Source organism: Massilibacteroides vaginae (genome assembly GCF_900178525.1).
Lineage (GTDB): Bacteria > Bacteroidota > Bacteroidia > Bacteroidales > Tannerellaceae > Massilibacteroides > Massilibacteroides vaginae.
Map to the genome: position 1 here is coordinate 288,859 of NZ_FXDJ01000008.1, position 18,426 is coordinate 307,284.

Consider the following 18,426-nt stretch of genomic DNA (forward strand, 5'->3'; position numbering starts at 1 on the left):
TATGGACACAAATAAGTTTGTTAATCGCCACGTCGGAATATCTTCCGATGACATCCAAGAAATGTTAAAAACAGTTGGGACATCATCTCTTGACGAATTAATCGAGCAGACAATTCCTGCGAATATTCGCATAAAGAGCCCGTTAAATCTTCCCGAAGCAATGACCGAAAGGGAACTGGCTGAACATCTTGCCGAACTTGCTTCAAAGAATGAGGTTTTCACCTCATACATAGGTATGGGATGGTATGATACGGTTTGTCCTGCTCCCATTCAAAGAAATGTGTTTGAAAACCCGGTTTGGTATACTTCATATACTCCGTATCAAGCGGAAATTTCACAGGGACGCCTGGAGGCTTTACTGAATTTCCAGACTATGGTTTGCGAGTTGACCGGTTTACCATTAACCAACTGTTCGCTTTTAGACGAAGCAAGCGCAGGGGCTGAAGCAGCCACTATGCTATATGCAACAAGAAGTCGCGCGCAGGTTAAGGAAGAAGCCAACGTATTATTTGTTGATGAAAACGTATTTGCGTCTACCCTCGCCGTTATCAACACAAGAATGAAACCACAAGGAATAGAAGTGGTTACGGGAAACTATAAAACATTCAATTTTACCGAAAAGATATTTGCCGCTATTGTACAGTTCCCTAATGGAAATGGTTCAATTGAAGATTATACCTCTTTTACAGCTGAAGCAAATGCAAAAGGCATCCGTGTGGCAGTAGCTGCCGATCTGCTCAGTCTGGTACTGCTTACTCCTCCGGGTGAATGGGGAGCAGATGTTGTATTCGGTACTACACAACGCTTCGGTATTCCGATGTTCTATGGCGGCCCTTCTGCTGCGTTTTTCGCAACAAAAGAGGACTACAAAAGAAATCTACCGGGACGTGTTATCGGTATATCAAAAGATGCTTATGGGCATCAGGCATTCCGACTGGCACTGCAAACACGCGAACAACATATCAAGCGCGAAAAAGCAACATCAAATATATGTACAGCACAGGCTTTATTGGCAACAATGGCCGGGTTCTATGCCGTTTATCACGGAGCTGAAGGCTTACGGAATATTGCCGGTCGCGTTCATTCGTACACCGGATTTCTTGCAGCAGAACTTCAAAAACTCGGTTATAAGCAACTAAATAAAGACTTCTTCGATACATTAACAATTGAACTTCCGCAAAATGTATCAATTGATGCCCTGCGCGAAATAGCACTCGAATGCAAAGTAAACCTGCGTTATTATGACAGCGAACTGGTTGGTTTAAGCTTGGATGAAACCACATTGCCGACAGATATCGGTGTGCTTTTGTATATCTTCTCGGGTGCAGTAGGAAAAGATTATGTATTGGATAAAGAGATTGAGGAAAAAACTTATTTTGATCCAAAATTCGCACGCCAATCAGAGATTCTGCAAGCGGATGTCTTTAAGAAATACCGTACGGAAACGGAACTTATGCGCTACATAACCCGTCTCGGACGCCGGGATATTTCTTTAGCTCATTCAATGATTTCGTTAGGCTCCTGTACTATGAAATTAAATTCTGCTTCATCGCTATTCGCGCTAAGTAACGGTCAGTTCCAGAACATACACCCCTATGCTCCGGAAGATCAGGTAGAGGGCTACACAGAATTAATTGAAAATCTGACAACTTATCTAAAAGAAATCACCGGATTTGCAGGATATAGTCTGCAACCTAATTCCGGCGCATCAGGTGAATATGCAGGACTGCGCGTGATTCGTTCTTATTTGGAAAGTATCGGTCAAGGACACAGAGATATCGTATTACTTCCGTCATCTGCACACGGTACTAATCCGGCCAGCGCTATTCAGTGTGGTTATTCTACCGTTACTGTTAAATGTGATGATAACGGGAACATAGACCTGGAAGACTTCCGTTTAAAAGCCGAAGAAAACAAAGATCGTCTGGCTGCGACAATGATCACCTATCCATCTACGCATGGAATTTTTGAAGCAGACATCAAAGAAATGTGCGATATCATTCACGCTTGTGGTGGTCAGGTTTATATGGATGGTGCGAATATGAATGCGCAGGTGGGGCTTACTAATCCGGGAACTATCGGAGCCGACGTATGTCATCTCAATCTGCATAAAACATTTGCTATTCCTCATGGTGGAGGTGGTCCCGGTGTAGGACCGATAGGCGTTGGTGCTCATCTTATTCCATTCCTGCCATCGCATCCTGAAGTATGGGGTGATGCCACAAATACAGTTTCTGCCGCTCCATTCGGTAGCGCGGGAGTTTTGCCAATCACATACGCATACATACGTATGCTGGGAACAGAAGGATTGACAACGGCAACTAAGATCGCAATCTTAAACGCGAACTATCTGGCAGGTAAATTGAAAGATACCTACGGCATTGTATATACCGGTGCGACAGGACGTGTAGGCCATGAATTGATCCTCGAATGTCGTAAGTTAAAAGAAACGTCGGGCATTGACGAAGGAGATATAGCCAAACGATTGATGGACTTCGGATACCATGCTCCTACCCTTTCATTTCCGGTACACGGCACATTAATGATTGAGCCGACCGAAAGCGAAAGCAAAGCCGAATTAGATCGTTTCCTTGAAGTATTAGACTGCATCTGGAAAGAGATCAAGGAAGTGGAAGAAGGCAAAGCAGATAAAACAGACAATGTATTAAAGAACGCGCCGCATCCCGAATATGAAGTGACAGCAGATGAATGGAATCACTCCTACCCGAGAAGCAAAGCCGCGTTCCCATTGGAATGGTTGCACGATTGTAAGTTTTGGTTGAATGTAGCCCGAGTAGATAACGCCTATGGAGATAGAAATTTGATTCCTACTCTTTGTGCCTGTCAATAATTCTGTATTATGAATAAAATTAAAATAAGTATTCTTGCCGTAGTAAGCTGTCTCGTGATGGCCTGCGGCAAGACTCCGCAAACAAAGATCCCGGCATACGGCTGGCAAGGTGAAGGTGGAAACACTACCGAACAAACATTGCAGGCTGATTTTAGCAAGTGGAAATCTCATGGATTAGACGGCATTTGCTATAATGCCGGACATGATGTTGAAAAGCATCAGCGGGCTGCCAAAGTTGCCAAAGCGAACGGAATGGAATACCATGCCTGGATACCGGCTATGTTGCACGGAGGTATGGATTCTACAATCTATGCGGTAAACAGATTAGGACAGTCGGCCTATCACACGCAAGCCTATGTTTCTTACTATAAATTTCTCTGTCCAAACAGGGAAGAAGTATATCAATTCCTCACTTCATTGTACGGAAAAGTAGCCGATATCCCTGAAGTAGATTACGTTCATTTTGATTACATACGCTTTGTGGATGTGATTCTTGCTCGTGGTTTGTGGGATAAATACGGCTTGGTTATGAATGAAGAATATCCTGTGGCTGATTATTGCTACTGCGACAAATGCGTTTCTGATTTTAAAACCGCGACCGGAATAGATATCAAATCATTCGACGATCCTTCCTCTTGCGCGGAATGGGCACAGTTTCGTTGTGACCTGATTACCCGTTTGGTAAATCGAATCACAGACGATATTCATGCAAAAGGGAAAAAAGTCAGTGCGGCAGTTTTCCCCGGTCCCGACTCGTATGCTAAAAAAATGGTCAGACAGGAATGGAACAAATGGAATATTGACGCTTACTTCCCGATGAACTATAACGATTTCTATTTAGAAGGACCGGAATGGGTAGGTCGTGTAACGAAAGAAGGAGTAACTGCCCTAAACGGTAAAGCTCCCGTTTACAGTGGCTTATTTATTTGTCATGATTGGCAAAACAAATCGAGCATCGAAGACCCAGAAGGACACGGATTAATCCCCTCGGAGATAGAAACAGCCGTTCGTGCCTCAATGGAAAACGGAGCCGCAGGCGTATGCCTCTTTACTCCACACAGCATGACAGACGATCATTGGGCTACTTTCGAAAAAGCGATCCACCAATCTTATGTAAGCAACTAATTCATTAAACCGAATAACACAGGACGGACATCCCAAAATAAACGCAGCTCTTATTTTCTCGCCTGCGTTTATTTTTTTGTCCATACCGGAATGTTATTCCTTCATTATTAAATTTTTAATTATATGAGTACTACAACAAAAGAGAAAATTAAATTCAGTAAAGCCTTCTGGGTCGCGAATGTCGTTGAGCTTTTTGAGCGAGCGGCTTATTACGGTGTATTTATTGTCATTACCCTGTATTTAAGTCGTATTCTTGGCTTTAATGACATTCAGGCCGCAACTATAGCCGGCATTTTTTCCGCTTGCCTTTATCTTCTTCCTACATTCGCCGGTGCATTGGCCGATAAAATCGGATTTCGTAATTCTATGTTACTGGCATTCTCTTTACTTACCCTTGGTTACACGGGATTGGGCTTGTTTCCCACCTGGCTGGAATCAAGCGGGTTGGTTCAGTATGGTATGACCACTACTTTCACCGGTCTGGTAGAAAGTAATATCAGATACGGCATTCTTCCCATTATGGCACTGATTGTGCTGGGAGGTTCGTTTATAAAAAGTGTAATTACAGGAACTGTAGCCAAAGAAACTACAGCGGAAAACCGGGCAAAAGGTTTTTCTATCTTTTATTCAATGGTAAATATCGGTGCTTTTTCCGGTAAAACAATTGTTGACCCGCTGCGTAACGCTATGGGGAATCAAGGATTGATTACCTTGAACTTCTTTTCGGCAAGCATGACGCTGATCGCACTTGTATTGGTGTGGTTTCTATATAAAAGTAATAAGAACGCGGGCGAAGGCAAAACCTTTGCGCAGATATGGCAGGCCTTGATCAAGGTTTGTTCTAACGGACGTTTGATTATCCTGATCCTTATTATCACCGGATTCTGGATGGTGCAGCACCAGTTATACGCCACTATGCCAAAATACGTTCTTCGTTTAGCCGGCGAGGGAGCCTCTCCTTCCTGGTATGCGAATGTGAATCCATTGGTCGTAGTGCTGGCTGTTAATTTAGTTACCCAGCTGATGCGCAAGAAATCAGCACTTACTTCTATGACGTTCGGTATGTTTATTATGCCGATTTCGGCATTGTGCATGGCTTCCGGTAATCTGTTAGATTTTAATACACCGATACTGGGTATGCATCCGGTAGCCTTTATGATGGTAGTCGGTATTGTGTTTCAAGGTTTGGCCGAAACATTTATTTCGCCCCGTTTTCTGGAGTATTTTTCATTGCAAGCTCCTAAAGGAGAAGAAGGGCTTTACCTCGGATTCAGTCATCTCCACTCCTTCTTTTCGTCAATTTTAGGATTCGGACTGTCCGGTTTCCTATTGACAAAATATTGTCCGGAGCCTACCCTCTTCGCTACGCACGAAGAATGGGCGGCAGCAAGTGCCAACGCCCATTACATCTGGTATTATTTCGGAGGGATAGCGTTAATTTCAGCCTTCTCTTTGATTATATACGGAAAAGTAGTTAATTACCTCGATGCCAAGAAGGCACAGGTGTAAACGTTAACGGGTATAAATAACCTGATTTCCTAATGTCACTTTATCTACCCCTTTCAGGTGCAGATGGAGTGACATTTTTTGTTCTATTTCGTGAGGGCGCCTAACAATCAACGTGTCTCCGGAATGTCTTAACCAAACACCTTTAGTATATTCTCCTTTCGCATAATAAATGAAGGCTTCTTCCTTGGTTTCGGCAACATCGAAAAAGATTTCATCTTTACCTATTCTTTCGTCTTCAATGGAAACAACCCGGAATTGATCTGATATGGCTCTGGTAGCAGATCGGCTGTACTCCGGATTATAATTTAAAAACAGAAATAAATAGATAACGCCGGTTACCAACACCAACGCAAGAATAACTTTATTACTTGTTCTCATGATTAATCGCTTTGTTTTTTTGATGAATACTCGGCATACGCCCGGTTTAAAAGCTCGATGCTTATTCCTAACAAATCCATTTCTTTGAATAATGTAGGAAGTTCTTCGCGAATGAAAGCAGCATGACGCTGTTTGTGTATTTCGTCTTTGGCAGTAGGAGATATAAAATAACCGACTCCCCGTTTGTTATAGATAATATCCATTTGTTGCAAACGTTCGTAAGAGCGCATCACGGTGTTGGGGTTTACCTCTACCTCTACTCCCAACTCACGAACGGAAGGAATGCGTTGATCGGGCAAATAGGTTCCATCCAATACGCGCTTGCTTATCAGATCGGCAATCTGAATAAAAATGGGTTTATTGCTGGTAAAATACCCGGTGAAACAATTTTTTCTTCAAACAACCCTTCCAATGAGGTGGTACAATTGTCTAACGATTCATTGAAAACGATCTTTTGCTGATCTATAATCACAACAGCATCAATCAGACTATCCAGATCGCGAACCTGATGCGTAGATAAGACTACAATCTGATCTTCACGAACAAATAAAGTGTATTAGTTAAATAGTACACCACAAATGCATTCTTTCTAAATAACCAACTAAAAAGCGAAAAAAACAGGGTAAAATCAGGAAAAAAACACCATTTTATAACTCATTGATAATCAATGCTTATAAGTAATGAAAAAACATATCCTTTATTTTTTGAAATATAAAGGATATTTTTCAAAAAATAAAGGATATATTTTTTTTCATATAGTAATGTAAAAAAACGAACTCTTAAGAGCAAATCAGGCCTGTTTTTTTTCTCAACTGTCTCAACCCAAAAGATCATGAAAATCCCGGATTAAGATATCGCGCATAAAATAAATCTGAATGATTGTTGTGATGTTGTGGGGGGGAGTAAAAGAAAGCCGCACTGAGGATATGAACAAACTCCGTATGACAGGATTTGAGTGCTTTACCACCTTTGTAATCCGCTGTGCGAAGCATACCCGAAGGTTGCGGCCCGCCATTGGTAATAAGAGCTATGTCTCGGAATTAAAATAACTGATGAGTTTCCCAATCTATCAGCGCGGCTTAACTCATTTCTTTAATACAAAGTAAAGTAAAAAACTCGAAATTTCCAAACAAACCCCCGATCAAACCTATGTTTCAAACAAAGTTATAAAACATATCTAAGACGCAGAAAATGCTCCCTCGTAATTGTTATATTATTATGTGATGTACTTATAAAATAATATTTGTAGTTTTGCAAAATTAAAATCTTGATAATATACTTCTTTATATGAACAACTTAACAAAAGTATTTTTATTTACTATTATATTCTCTTTTTCAAGTTTCTTTTCGCATGCTGAAACAGACAACAAAAATGATAAATCCGGAGAGGTTATTGTTTTAACTAAAGCGGATTTTTTAAAGAAGGTATATAATTTCGAAAAAAATCAGGATGAGTGGGTTTATGAAGGTGATAAACCATGCATTGTGGATTTTTACGCTGATTGGTGTGGACCTTGCAGACAAGTTTCGCCTATTCTGAAGCAATTAGCTGAACAGTATAAAGATCAGATTATCGTTTATAAGATTAATGTGGACAACGAAAAGGAATTAGCTATGGCTTTCGGGATACAAAGTATTCCTACTTTTCTCTTTATACCGAAAAACGGACAGCCACAATTAGCTATGGGAGCTCTTCCAAAAGAAACGTTCGAAAAACAAATTAAAGAATTCCTGCTTGGTGAACAAGAATAACTTATTTGATAATATCTTTTTTACGAATGTAGATTACCTCTCCTAATTTGGCCAGTTCATTCATGTCTATTTTTCTTGAATTACCCACTACCATATAAACAACAGGGCGATCGGCTACATTTTCATTATAAAAACGCATAATATCAGCCATACTTAAATCTTTAAGATTTTGAATGAATAGATGATTCGGGTCTTCTGTATATCCCTCCATACGGTATGTGGCTATCTTTTCGGATATTTCACGAAAAGACGGATAGTTGTTATTGGCATGGTTCAGAACAGTTTGACGTATCGATTCAACTTTCTCCGGTTTCACGGGCATTTTTCGTATTAATGAATCCAACACAACCATGGCATCAGTTGTTTTGTCTGACAGTGTGGTCATACTTGCCGTCAGTTCACCGGGTTTGTCTTTATGAACCAACGACGGAATCGAATACCTGGCAAAAGCACGATAAGCAAACGAACGGAATTCCCTGATTTCCTGAAACATCAAGGATGACATATCTCCTCCGAAATAACCGCCAAACAACTTGCCCGAATGCCTTTTCCGAAACTCACCCTGAGCTTCACCGGGCACATAAGCGTATACAATGCTTTGGGAGGCATCCGGCATATTATAAAAATAGACCCGTGGCTCATCGTATGTGATTAACGAACGATAATAAGGTGAAGCAGATTCTTTGGTGATATTTTCCAAAGCAATGTTTTCCGATAAATAATCCGCTACTTTTTCTATGGGTATTGTACCGCAATAGTGTATATCGCAGGCAATTTTTTGTGCTTTCTTAAATGAATTAACCAACTCGTCGCCGGTCATTTTTTTCAATTCTGAAAGAGAAACTTTTTTTAAGTATCTGGATTCATTTCCGTATTTAACCATTTCAAGCAGGGCGCTGGAAATATCGTCACCTGATTTTACAAATGCTTTAAGAGCTACCTTTTCCGCATCTCTTAGTTGACTTATATTCTTTTTATCCGCTTTTACGGTCTTCATAAATGAGCTGATGAGTTGAACTGTCTGTTCAAATTTCTCGTCAAATCCATTTATCCTGATGGTAAACAGTTGTTCGCTTGCTTCAAAAGACAAAGACGCACCATAAGACTGAAGCACCTCCCTGAATTCACGGAAAGATTGTTGGTCCGTTCCTAAAAAAGGCAGGTAGTTGGCCACTTGCTTTAATATAGGTGCCTTCAGAGTACCTATTTTATAGGATATATTTAGCGTGAAAATCGTATTTACCGGGTTTTGTTTCACATACAAAGTGGCTAATGGAGTTAAAGCCAATGTTTGTACGTCATTATTGAAATCGAGCAAACGCGGAGAAACTTTCTTAACAGGTATTTTTTCAAGTTGTTTGGCAAATACTGATTTAGCTTCCGCATTTTTCGGAGCAATAGGTTCGTAATCGGGCTTAGGCAGATTGTCTTTCGGATATTTGCCGGTTGTTTTTGTTATATACAAGTAGTTATCGGTAAAATATTTACGCGCTGCATTAACTACATCGTCTTTTGTTAACGCATTAACCCTATCCAGATCGGTTACATATTCTTCCCACGAAATATTTTGAGAATATAATCTCATCATAGTTTGGGCGCGTGCGCTGATATCTTCAAGACTTGCATTATAGGAACGTACTGATTCCAGTTTAAGGCTATTGAACATTTCGTCGGTAAACTCTCCCGATTTAACGCGTTCTATCTCCCTCCAAACTAATTTAGTGGCGGAGTTATAGGTTTGAAATAACAACTTAGGCACTACACCTACTCCTAATATCCCCGCTTCATTCAGGCTTTCGTTCATAGCTATGGCAGCCATTAATTTACGATCTACCATGAGTTTATCTAAAAAGCCCGTTCCGTTTTCGTTATTAAGTAGTCCGACAGCTATTTTTAAAGCCGCTTCATCCGGATGATTGGCCGGTACACCCCGAAAGCCGAGTGCCAATACTTTGATAAAAGGAATAGACAGTTTTATGCGCTCTGTTTCTTTACCTTGAAAAGAAGGCAACGATACTTTCTCCCTAACAGGAGGCTCTCCTTGTCTGATTACAGAAAATTTCGACTCCAGAATAGGCAAAACTTCTTCCGATCTGAAATCACCACTCAGTATTAATCCCATATTAGAAGCAACATAATACTCCTCAAAGAATTTCATCATCTCTGAAAGACGGGGATTCTTCAGGTTTTCTGTACTCCCTACGATAGGATAAGCGTAAGGATGCGGATAAAAATAACGATAGGTCAATTTTTCAATAGCCTGCCCTCCTACGCGGTCTGTGTACATGTTTTTTTCTTCATAAACGGTTTCAAGTTCACTCTGAAAAAGACGAAAGACCGGATTTACAAGGCGTTCACTGTTTATGGCAGCCCATTGTTCAATATATTGAGGAGAAAATGTGTTGAAATAAACAGTATAATCATAGGATGTTCCGGCATTGAGCTTGCTTCCGCCGTAACGTGTAATTAAATGATCAAATTCATTCGGAATAACATATTCCGAAGCACGAACACTGATTTGATTGATCTCCATCTGAATTTTATTGCGTTCAGCCGGATCATTTATTTGTGCTAATTCATCATATTTTGCAGCAATGGAATCCAACAATACTTTTTCGGCATCATAATCTACCGTACCTATCTTATCCGTTCCTTTGAACATCATGTGTTCAAAATAATGCGCAATACCGGTATCAGGACAATCTTTTGAGCCTGCCTTAACCACCACAGCGCCAAAAACTTTAGGTTGACTATGATCTTCGTTTAACCAAACAGTTAATCCATTACTCAGTTTATATTCTTTTACGCGAAGAGATTCCGGAATTTCCGTTGAATACACACTCGCGCTTAATGTCAAAAGTGCCACAGGCAATATTTTTTTCATTAACGATATAGATATCTCTCAAATACAAATATATCTACTTTCATTAAACAATACGAGAATTCAAATGGTTTTTAGTTTTTAAAATGGATGATTATGATTGTTTTGGAAATTCTTAATAGATTTGTAGTGAAACAAGAACATCTATTTCATGAATTTTAAAATCTTTCTGTCAATATTTCTTCTATTTTTCATCTTCCCTAAGGCAGAAGGATATAGTGATAATCGTTATTTCAGACATTACAATAACAAACACGGTCTGTCTCACAACACCGTATACGCTTCTATTCAGGACAAAAGAGGCTTTATATGGTTTGGTACTGAAGACGGACTAAATCGCTTTGACGGACATACGTTTAAGGTTTTTCACTATAACTCTTCTACCGACAACTGTATTCCTAATAATTTTATAATTAGCCTTTTCGAGGATTCGAAAGACCGGATATGGATATGCACGAATAGAGGTGTTTGTTTTTACGACTATCATACGGATACGTTCACCCCTTTTCGTCTGGATCCTAAGCAGGAGCATATCGAATATTTTCGTCATGTTAAGGAAGATGCGCAAAGAAATCTGTGGTTCATCAGTCATCAACAGATTGTACGGTATAGTATAACGGATCAAACATACAAGGCTTATTCGGCCAATGATTATTTTCATCCGAATGCAATTACAATAACCGAAGAAGGTAATCCATTATTAACCGACGGAAGTTCACTATATGAGTACAATAAGCAAACCGATTCTTTTTCTCAGAAACTGATTTTAACTCCGGATGAAATTAAAGATCAGGGGCATATTGATGTTATCTGCCAGGTTCCTGATGCCGGTGTATTGATCGGCACAGATAAAATGGGACTAAAGTTCTATAATTATCGATTACAAACAACAGAAACAATCATTCCCGATACCCAAATCAGAGATATTTGCTTATATAATAAGCACACTTATTGGATCGCTTCAGAGTCCGGTATATACATATATAATATATTAGACAAAAATCTGGTCAATCTGCGTAAGTCGTTAACCAACGAATATGCACTGGCCGATAATGCCATTTATTCACTCACAAAAGATCGTGAAGGAGGTATGTGGGCAGGCTCCTTTTTCGGTGGAGTAAGTTATTTGCCGAAACAATACACGCCTTTCAGCTATTTCATTGGTGGAAAAACGCATGCCGAAATGCCGGGAAATGCCGTTAGAGAGATTTGTCCCGACCAATACGGAATGATTTGGCTCGGTACGGAAGATAATGGCATCAACAAATACAATCCGCACACAGGCGAGATTACAAACTTTTCTTACAATAACCCCTTGCGCCCTTTATCGGCTACTAACATTCACGGGTTGCTTGCATTAGGAGATAGTTTGTGGGTGGGTACATACAATAAAGGAATAGACGTGATTAATATTCCTTCGGGCAAAATCGTTAAACGATACACACGGGATAATACGGCAGGAGGATTAAGCAGCGACTTCATTGTTTGTTTTCATTCAACACGTTCGGGCGAACTCTTTGTAGGTACTTCCACAGGGGTAAGCCTACTCGACAGGAAGAGCAACGGATTCAAGCGTTGGAAGGATATTCGCTCTTTAGTCAGACAAATTTATGAAGACAAGGATAATAACCTTTGGTTTGTAACCTCACACGGTGTCTTTTACTACATTCGTAAGCAGGATGAACTCCGACATTACACCCATGACCCTTTAAATCCAAATAGCATTAGTAATAATAATACAACCTCTGTTTTTGAAGATTCTACAGGTCGGATATGGATTAGTACTGTAAATGGGCTATCCCTTTTCAATAAGAATGCCAACTCCTTTAGCCGAATCACTGCTGAAATTGGTTTACCAAGCAATATCGTATACCGAATCGTTGAAGATAAACAGGGATATTTCTGGCTTTCAACGGCAAACGGATTAGTCAGGTTTCATCCCGAATCACAAGTAATGCGGGTTTTTACCTACACTGACGGGCTACATGAAACCCAGTTTAATTACAGTTCTTCCTATCAAGCACCGGACGGCACAATTTATATGGGTACAATCAACGGCATGATCGCCTTTAACCCAAGTAGGTTTAGTGAAGATGATTATATACCTCCGGTACTGATTACCGGCATAAATGTGCCGGACAGTAAGAGTAATAACTATAAATCACTGTCTGCTGAGACCGTAAAAAGCCTCAAACTACCCTACGATGCGGCTACATTCAGCATTTCGTTCGTAGCGTTGAGCTACACCTCCCCGGAAGCTATTCAATATGCCTACAAGCTGGAGAATATTGATAAAGACTGGATTTATATGAATGATAACAAAGATGTTACATTCGCCAACCTCTCTCCCGGAAAATACATTTTCAAGGTAAAATCAACAAACAGCAGTGGCAGATGGGAAGATAATGAATATACCTTGCCCATTTTAATTACACCTCCTTTTTGGCTTACCGGATGGGCGTTCTTTATATATGTAGTGATAGCCGGCACGGTAGGATTTCTATTTTACGGTTATAAAAAACGTCGTTTAGAAGAAAAGCACCGGCTCAATCAGGAGCGATTTGAAGCACGAAAAGAAAAAGAGCTATACGATGCTAAAATTCAATTCTTTACTTTTATTACGCATGAAATACGCACTCCTTTAACGCTTATAAAGGCACCTTTGGAGAAAATCCTCAAATCGAAAGATGGAACCAACGATACGAAAGAGCACTTACAAACCATAGAACGAAATACGAGCAGATTGTTAAACCTTAGTAATCAATTGCTGGATTTTAGGAAGACGGAAAGTAAAGGCTTCAAGCTTAATTATTCGGATACAGATATAATTGTATGGGTAGAAACAATCCTGCAATCGTTCTTGCCGGTTATGAAGTTAAAAAATAAAGAGTTTTCTTCTGATTTACCAGACAGTAAATTATTCGCATTTATCGATAGAGAGGCTTTTTCGAAAATCGTAAGCAATTTATTGAGTAATGCGATTAAATATTCGGATAAGAAAATAAAACTGTCGGTTAAAAGTGCTGAAGAAAGCAAAGCATTCTCGATTGCTGTATGTAGTGACGGACATTTAATTCCGGAATCAGAACGGGAATCGATCTTTTCTCCGTTCTACAGGCTGAATGAAACAATTCATCAGGAGGGAAGTGGTATAGGGCTCGCGCTGGCACGTTCATTAGCAGACTTTCATCAGGGCACATTGAACTGCATTGCTACAGAAGAGGGTTTAAACTGTTTTATACTAACATTGCCGGCTCATCAATCGCAGATAAAAACTATCCAAACTACAAACAAAACCGAATCAAATGAATCCGGCAAACCAACAATACTAATTGTAGAAGATCAGGATGAAATGCGGAGCTTTATCTATAAAGAGTTGGATACAGACTATGCCGTGCTGGAAGCTGCAGACGGTAAAGAAGCCCTTGATAAATTAATGCATAATGCGGTAGATCTTATAATCAGCGATGTGATGATGCCTAATATGGATGGATTTGAGTTATGTAATGCAGTTAAAAACGACATAAACTACAGTCATATTCCATTTGTATTGCTTACAGCGCAACACAACCTACAGTCTCATCTTAATGGACTAAATCAAGGTGCGGATGCTTATATGGAAAAACCTTTTTCCATTGAACTGTTAACAGCACAGATAATTAACCTTCTTAAAAACCGCGAACTATTAAACAAAGCCTATAAAGAAAAACCGACAACACAGGTTACCGACTTATCGACTTCTCCGGCAGATGATATTTTCTTAAAAGACTTAACAAACTGTATCGAACGCAACATCACAAATCAACGTTTAAGCGTAGATATGTTGGCTTCAGAGTTGGGGATGAGTACTTCTGGTTTATATAGAAAGGTAAAAGGGATATCCGGAATACCTCCTGTAGAATTCATTAAATTAGCCCGATTAAAAAAAGCGGTTCGTTTAATGCAGGAAGGAGAAACAAGAATGAACGAAATAGCTTTTCAATCCGGATTCTCGTCTCCATCTTATTTTTCTACCAGTTTTCTGAAACAATACGGGAAATCACCATCCGAATTTATTAAAAAGTAAGCTTTTCACAACACAATATATGGTAATGGAGTAGCTGTATTGCCTATTTCACTGATTATGTATACTCTCTTAACTCAAAATATTTGCAATATCCGTACAATAGTAAGGCTACCGGCTGAAATATTCCATTCTTAAACACTTGAGAAAATATTGTAAACTATTTTATGCTTAATGGAAACATTTGTGTAGAACTTAAGGACTACACGAAACGTCAACTATCATTTTGTCAAAAAAACAGACTATTGTAAGGATATCATTGTAAACACAAACACCAATATAGCAGGTTTACATATCTATCATTCGCATTTAATGTTGATACATTCGTAACATTAGTTACATGCATAAACATTATCAGTTATCTTAGAAGCAAAGGAAACATTTGTGTCAGTTACAAAAGAGAACGTATTTATTAAAATTACTTACCTGTTTTAACATATTCGGAACATCAAATAAATATATTCAATATCCACTATATCAGCGTTTTAGTATAAAATATCAAACATTTACTTTAAGATAAGAACGCATTAATAAGGCGATATATTCAATACAACACCCTATTTAAGGGTTTTGTAGCTTTTAATGTATTATATAATAAGCTATTACACACAATAAGCAAACAAAAGCTTTTATAACAAAATACAATTATAACAGATGTATTACTTGTTTACGTATTTGAACAAAACATTTGTACCACAATCTCGCCTATCTAAATACATTTGTATACGTTTGGTGTTCTAAAAATAAATTCACATTACTATCTCCTATTCATTTCATTTTGTTTATCTTTGTAATCTATTCTTTTTCGGATACATTTATAAATTTCGAACATCATGAAAGAGCGTATTTTACAAGTTATGGAAAATGAAGGACTCGCTCCTTCGAAATTTGCGGAAACAATCGGAATCCAACGGTCTGCTATGTCTCATATCATCTCAGGCAGAAACAATCCCAGCTTAGATGTATTCATGAAAATTTTAGAAACCTTTCCTTATATAAATTCAGATTGGTTGCTTTTTGGTAAAGGAGAAATGCAAAAAGAAAAAACAGAGAAGATCAGTTTCTCGCAGCCCGATTTGTTTACAAATACGGCTGTAAATCGACCTATCCCCCAGGTTGATCAGGAATATCGCAAGGAAAACAGGGTTAAGGCGGATGAAAACGAAGCAAAACAAACAGATAAAGAGATAGTTATACGCACAGAATTAGTGGCTAAGAAAATAAGCAAATTAGTTATTTTTTACGCCGACGAGACTTACGAAACCTTTATACCCGAAAAAGGCAGGAAAGAATAATCCAAATTTCATACATCCGTCTTATTCATGTATCTTTGTAGAAAATTGAGTAATCCTTTTATATGAAGAAGTACATCATGGACATGAAGGTTACAGAAAACCTTCGCCTTCATCAAAACTACTGCCTCCTAAAATTAGCTCCGGAAGAAACCTTACCGGAAATGCTACCCGGACAATTCGTAGAAGTTAAAGTAGATAATGCGACAACTTTTTTACGCCGCCCTATTTCGATAAATTACATTGATCGGTCAAAAAACGAACTATGGTTGTTGATACAAATTGTTGGGGATGGTACATTGAGCATGTCAATGCTACAAATTGGCAATATAGTAAATATAATCCTTCCTTTAGGAAACAGCTTCACTATTCCTGAAGCACACACAAAACAGGAATTACTGTTGATAGGTGGTGGCGTGGGTACTGCTCCCATGCTTTATCTTGGCGATCATTTAAAACAACTTGGCTTTACACCTTCATTCTTATTGGGCGCGCGCTCAGAAAAAGATGTACTACAGATAGCGGATTTTGAAGCTTTAGGACAGGTGTATATTACAACCGAAGACGGCTCGCTTGGAGAGAAGGGCTATGTAACCCAACACACTATACTTAACAAGAAGCGTTTTGACCGCATTTACACCTGTGGCCCTAAGCCGATGATGATGGCCGTTGCGAAAGTAGCTCGCGAAGCCGCGATCGACTGTGAAGTATCACTCGAAAACACAATGGCATGCGGCATAGGTGCTTGCTTATGTTGTGTGGAAAAAACAACAGACGGACATATTTGTGTATGTACAGAAGGACCTGTTTTTAATATCAATAAACTGACATGGCAGAATTAAACGTAAATATAGGAAAGCTACAGCTGAAAAATCCGGTAATGACCGCTTCGGGTACATTCGGATACGGACTCGAATATACTGACTTTATGGATATTAACCGTTTAGGTGGAATATTTGTAAAAGGTACGACTGCTGAACACAGAGAAGGCAATGCTTATCCCCGTATGGCGGAAACTCCGGCCGGTATGCTGAATGCAGTGGGACTGCAAAACAAAGGTGCTCAATATTTTGCGGATCATATTTATCCTGAAATAAAGGCATATGATACGCACATGATTGTAAACGTAAGTGGCTCTACAATAGAATCGTATATTGAATGCGCGGAAATAATCGCACAATTGGATCAGATTCCGGCTATAGAATTAAATATTTCGTGTCCAAATGTAAAGGAAGGCGGAATGGCATTCGGTGTAACTTGCCAGGGAGCCGGAGATGTAGTGCGCGCGGTTAGAAAAGTATTCCCTAAAACGCTAATCGTGAAACTGTCGCCAAATGTAACCGACATTACCGAGATTGCCCGCACGGTGGAAGCCGAAGGTGCGGATGCCGTTTCGTTAATCAACACCATGCTGGGCATGGCTATAGATGTAGAAAAACGTCGTCCTGTGCTATCTACCATAACGGGCGGACTATCCGGCCCATGCGTTAAGCCAATTGCCGTAAGAATGGTCTGGCAGACGTATAACGCCGTTAAAATACCTATTATTGGTATGGGAGGCATAGCCAACTGGAAAGACGCTGTAGAATTTATGCTGGCAGGCTCTACCGCCATTCAAATAGGAACCTATAATTTTATCGACCCGGCTGTTTCAATCAAGGTTATTGATGGAATTAATGAATATTGCGACCGTCATGGATTTAAATCCGTTGCTGAACTGACAGGTGCCATGATGCAATAAACACAAAACATATCGGTGAAAAATCCTTTGAAAATAAATTTTCAAAGGATTTTTTTTGTTCTACCAATAGGGGTTTTCCCTTCGTTTCTGTCATAAAAGTATAACTTAAACAAACGCAAAAAATGAAACATATCATCATCCTTTTATTTTTATTTCTATCATTAAAAACATGGGCAGACGAGAAACGTAGTTTAGAAACCTTGCCCTCACGCTGGCAGGAAATAAATTTATCCGGAGGGATAAACGGGAACGGCTATTTTGAAGTAGAACCATCCTACTCGTACCTGCTAACCCGCAATTTGGGACTAACGGCAGGTGCTAACTTTATACTTGGAATAGCAGACGACGATTATTATAACAACTTTACGGGCGAATATGAAAGAAGGTTGTTTGATATTCAAACGTTATTATTTCGCACTTCCGTTCGTTTCAGATATCCCATAGTTCGCCAAAACAAGGCAGAACTATTCGCCTTAAACATAGAACCGGGAGTATGTGCACCCATAGGTTCCGAAAAATTCAAAGCGAATATTATTTCAGATCAATTAGGTAACAAAAAAATGAATTGGCTATATTTTCATCTGAAAACCTATATCACCTTAGATCTTTGCCCAATATTTCTTTCCGTTGGCTATTCCGTTACAGACTTCAGCCACGAAGTTGACAAATTCCGCTTCACCCACAGCGGCTTTTTACAGATAGGTTATGCCTTTTAAAATCTGACAAAAACAACAACCAAAAATCAATCATTTTTACATAATACTATATAATCAAAAACATAACCTTTATATTTTTGATCCAATTTACCCATTTGATTTACAAAAAACGACTCAG

12 protein-coding genes are annotated in these 18,426 nt (G+C 39.3%); 9 read left to right on the top strand and 3 right to left on the bottom strand.

The features are described 5' to 3' along the window. Position 1 precedes the first annotated feature (1 nt). The 3 genes from gcvP (at position 2) to B9Y81_RS06560 (ending at position 5,485) form a co-directional block, all read left to right on the top strand. Positions 2-2,851, top strand: a complete 2,850-nt coding sequence (gene gcvP, locus B9Y81_RS06550) for an aminomethyl-transferring glycine dehydrogenase (protein ID WP_085536199.1) — start codon at positions 2-4, stop codon at positions 2,849-2,851. A 57-nt stretch (positions 2,852-2,908) separates the two neighbouring features. Continuing rightward, positions 2,909-3,976, top strand: a complete 1,068-nt coding sequence (locus B9Y81_RS06555) for a glycoside hydrolase family protein (protein ID WP_394335433.1) — start codon at positions 2,909-2,911, stop codon at positions 3,974-3,976. A 123-nt stretch (positions 3,977-4,099) separates the two neighbouring features. Then, positions 4,100-5,485 (top strand): MFS transporter, encoded by a 1,386-nt coding sequence (locus B9Y81_RS06560; protein ID WP_085536201.1) that lies wholly within the window; start codon positions 4,100-4,102, stop codon positions 5,483-5,485. Positions 5,486-5,488: 3 nt separating this feature from the next. Here the strand turns inward: B9Y81_RS06560 and B9Y81_RS06565 are convergent, their stop codons facing one another. Beyond that, positions 5,489-5,863, bottom strand: coding sequence for a hypothetical protein (locus B9Y81_RS06565; protein ID WP_085536202.1), 375 nt, complete (start codon positions 5,861-5,863; stop codon positions 5,489-5,491). Between the two features lie 2 nt (positions 5,864-5,865). Beyond that, on the bottom strand, positions 5,866-6,177 hold the full coding sequence (locus tag B9Y81_RS06570) for a GntR family transcriptional regulator (protein ID WP_245832414.1): 312 nt from the start codon (positions 6,175-6,177) through the stop codon (positions 5,866-5,868). Positions 6,178-7,150: 973 nt separating this feature from the next. On the opposite strand from B9Y81_RS06570, the gene trxA reads away from it, so the two are divergent. Continuing rightward, the gene (trxA, locus tag B9Y81_RS06585) at positions 7,151-7,615 is read left to right on the top strand and encodes a thioredoxin (RefSeq protein WP_085536205.1); all 465 of its coding nucleotides are present in this window, start codon (positions 7,151-7,153) and stop codon (positions 7,613-7,615) included. 1 nt (position 7,616) lies between these two features. Here the strand turns inward: trxA and B9Y81_RS06590 are convergent, their stop codons facing one another. Beyond that, complete coding sequence (locus tag B9Y81_RS06590) at positions 7,617-10,499, bottom strand: M16 family metallopeptidase (protein WP_085536206.1); 2,883 nt, start codon at positions 10,497-10,499, stop codon at positions 7,617-7,619. A 148-nt stretch (positions 10,500-10,647) separates the two neighbouring features. On the opposite strand from B9Y81_RS06590, the gene B9Y81_RS06595 reads away from it, so the two are divergent. From B9Y81_RS06595 to B9Y81_RS06615, 5 genes are all read left to right on the top strand, one after another. Then, positions 10,648-14,562: a hybrid sensor histidine kinase/response regulator transcription factor gene (locus B9Y81_RS06595; protein WP_085536207.1), complete on the top strand. Its 3,915-nt coding sequence runs from the start codon at positions 10,648-10,650 to the stop codon at positions 14,560-14,562. Positions 14,563-15,392: 830 nt separating this feature from the next. Further along, positions 15,393-15,854: a helix-turn-helix domain-containing protein gene (locus B9Y81_RS06600; RefSeq protein ID WP_085536208.1), complete on the top strand. Its 462-nt coding sequence runs from the start codon at positions 15,393-15,395 to the stop codon at positions 15,852-15,854. 62 nt (positions 15,855-15,916) lie between these two features. After that, complete coding sequence (locus B9Y81_RS06605; RefSeq protein WP_085536209.1) at positions 15,917-16,693, top strand: dihydroorotate dehydrogenase electron transfer subunit; 777 nt, start codon at positions 15,917-15,919, stop codon at positions 16,691-16,693. Beyond that, a complete protein-coding gene (locus tag B9Y81_RS06610; protein ID WP_085536210.1) occupies positions 16,681-17,592 on the top strand; it encodes a dihydroorotate dehydrogenase in 912 nt (303 codons plus the stop codon). Before B9Y81_RS06605 ends, B9Y81_RS06610 begins: the two co-directional genes overlap by 13 nt. Before the next feature lie 122 nt (positions 17,593-17,714). Next, entirely contained in the window at positions 17,715-18,308 is a 594-nt protein-coding gene (locus B9Y81_RS06615) for a hypothetical protein (RefSeq protein WP_085536211.1), read from the top strand. The last annotated feature ends 118 nt before the right edge of the window (positions 18,309-18,426 follow it).

Coding starts and splice junctions, on each gene's coding strand:
- gcvP (WP_085536199.1), top strand. CDS start 2: ATGGACACAAATAAGTTTGTTAATCGCCACGTCGGAATATCTTCCGAT.
- B9Y81_RS06555 (WP_394335433.1), top strand. CDS start 2,909: ATGGCCTGCGGCAAGACTCCGCAAACAAAGATCCCGGCATACGGCTGG.
- B9Y81_RS06560 (WP_085536201.1), top strand. CDS start 4,100: ATGAGTACTACAACAAAAGAGAAAATTAAATTCAGTAAAGCCTTCTGG.
- B9Y81_RS06565 (WP_085536202.1), bottom strand. CDS start 5,863: ATGAGAACAAGTAATAAAGTTATTCTTGCGTTGGTGTTGGTAACCGGC.
- trxA (WP_085536205.1), top strand. CDS start 7,151: ATGAACAACTTAACAAAAGTATTTTTATTTACTATTATATTCTCTTTT.
- B9Y81_RS06590 (WP_085536206.1), bottom strand. CDS start 10,499: ATGAAAAAAATATTGCCTGTGGCACTTTTGACATTAAGCGCGAGTGTG.
- B9Y81_RS06595 (WP_085536207.1), top strand. CDS start 10,648: ATGAATTTTAAAATCTTTCTGTCAATATTTCTTCTATTTTTCATCTTC.
- B9Y81_RS06600 (WP_085536208.1), top strand. CDS start 15,393: ATGAAAGAGCGTATTTTACAAGTTATGGAAAATGAAGGACTCGCTCCT.
- B9Y81_RS06605 (WP_085536209.1), top strand. CDS start 15,917: ATGAAGAAGTACATCATGGACATGAAGGTTACAGAAAACCTTCGCCTT.
- B9Y81_RS06610 (WP_085536210.1), top strand. CDS start 16,681: ATGGCAGAATTAAACGTAAATATAGGAAAGCTACAGCTGAAAAATCCG.
- B9Y81_RS06615 (WP_085536211.1), top strand. CDS start 17,715: ATGAAACATATCATCATCCTTTTATTTTTATTTCTATCATTAAAAACA.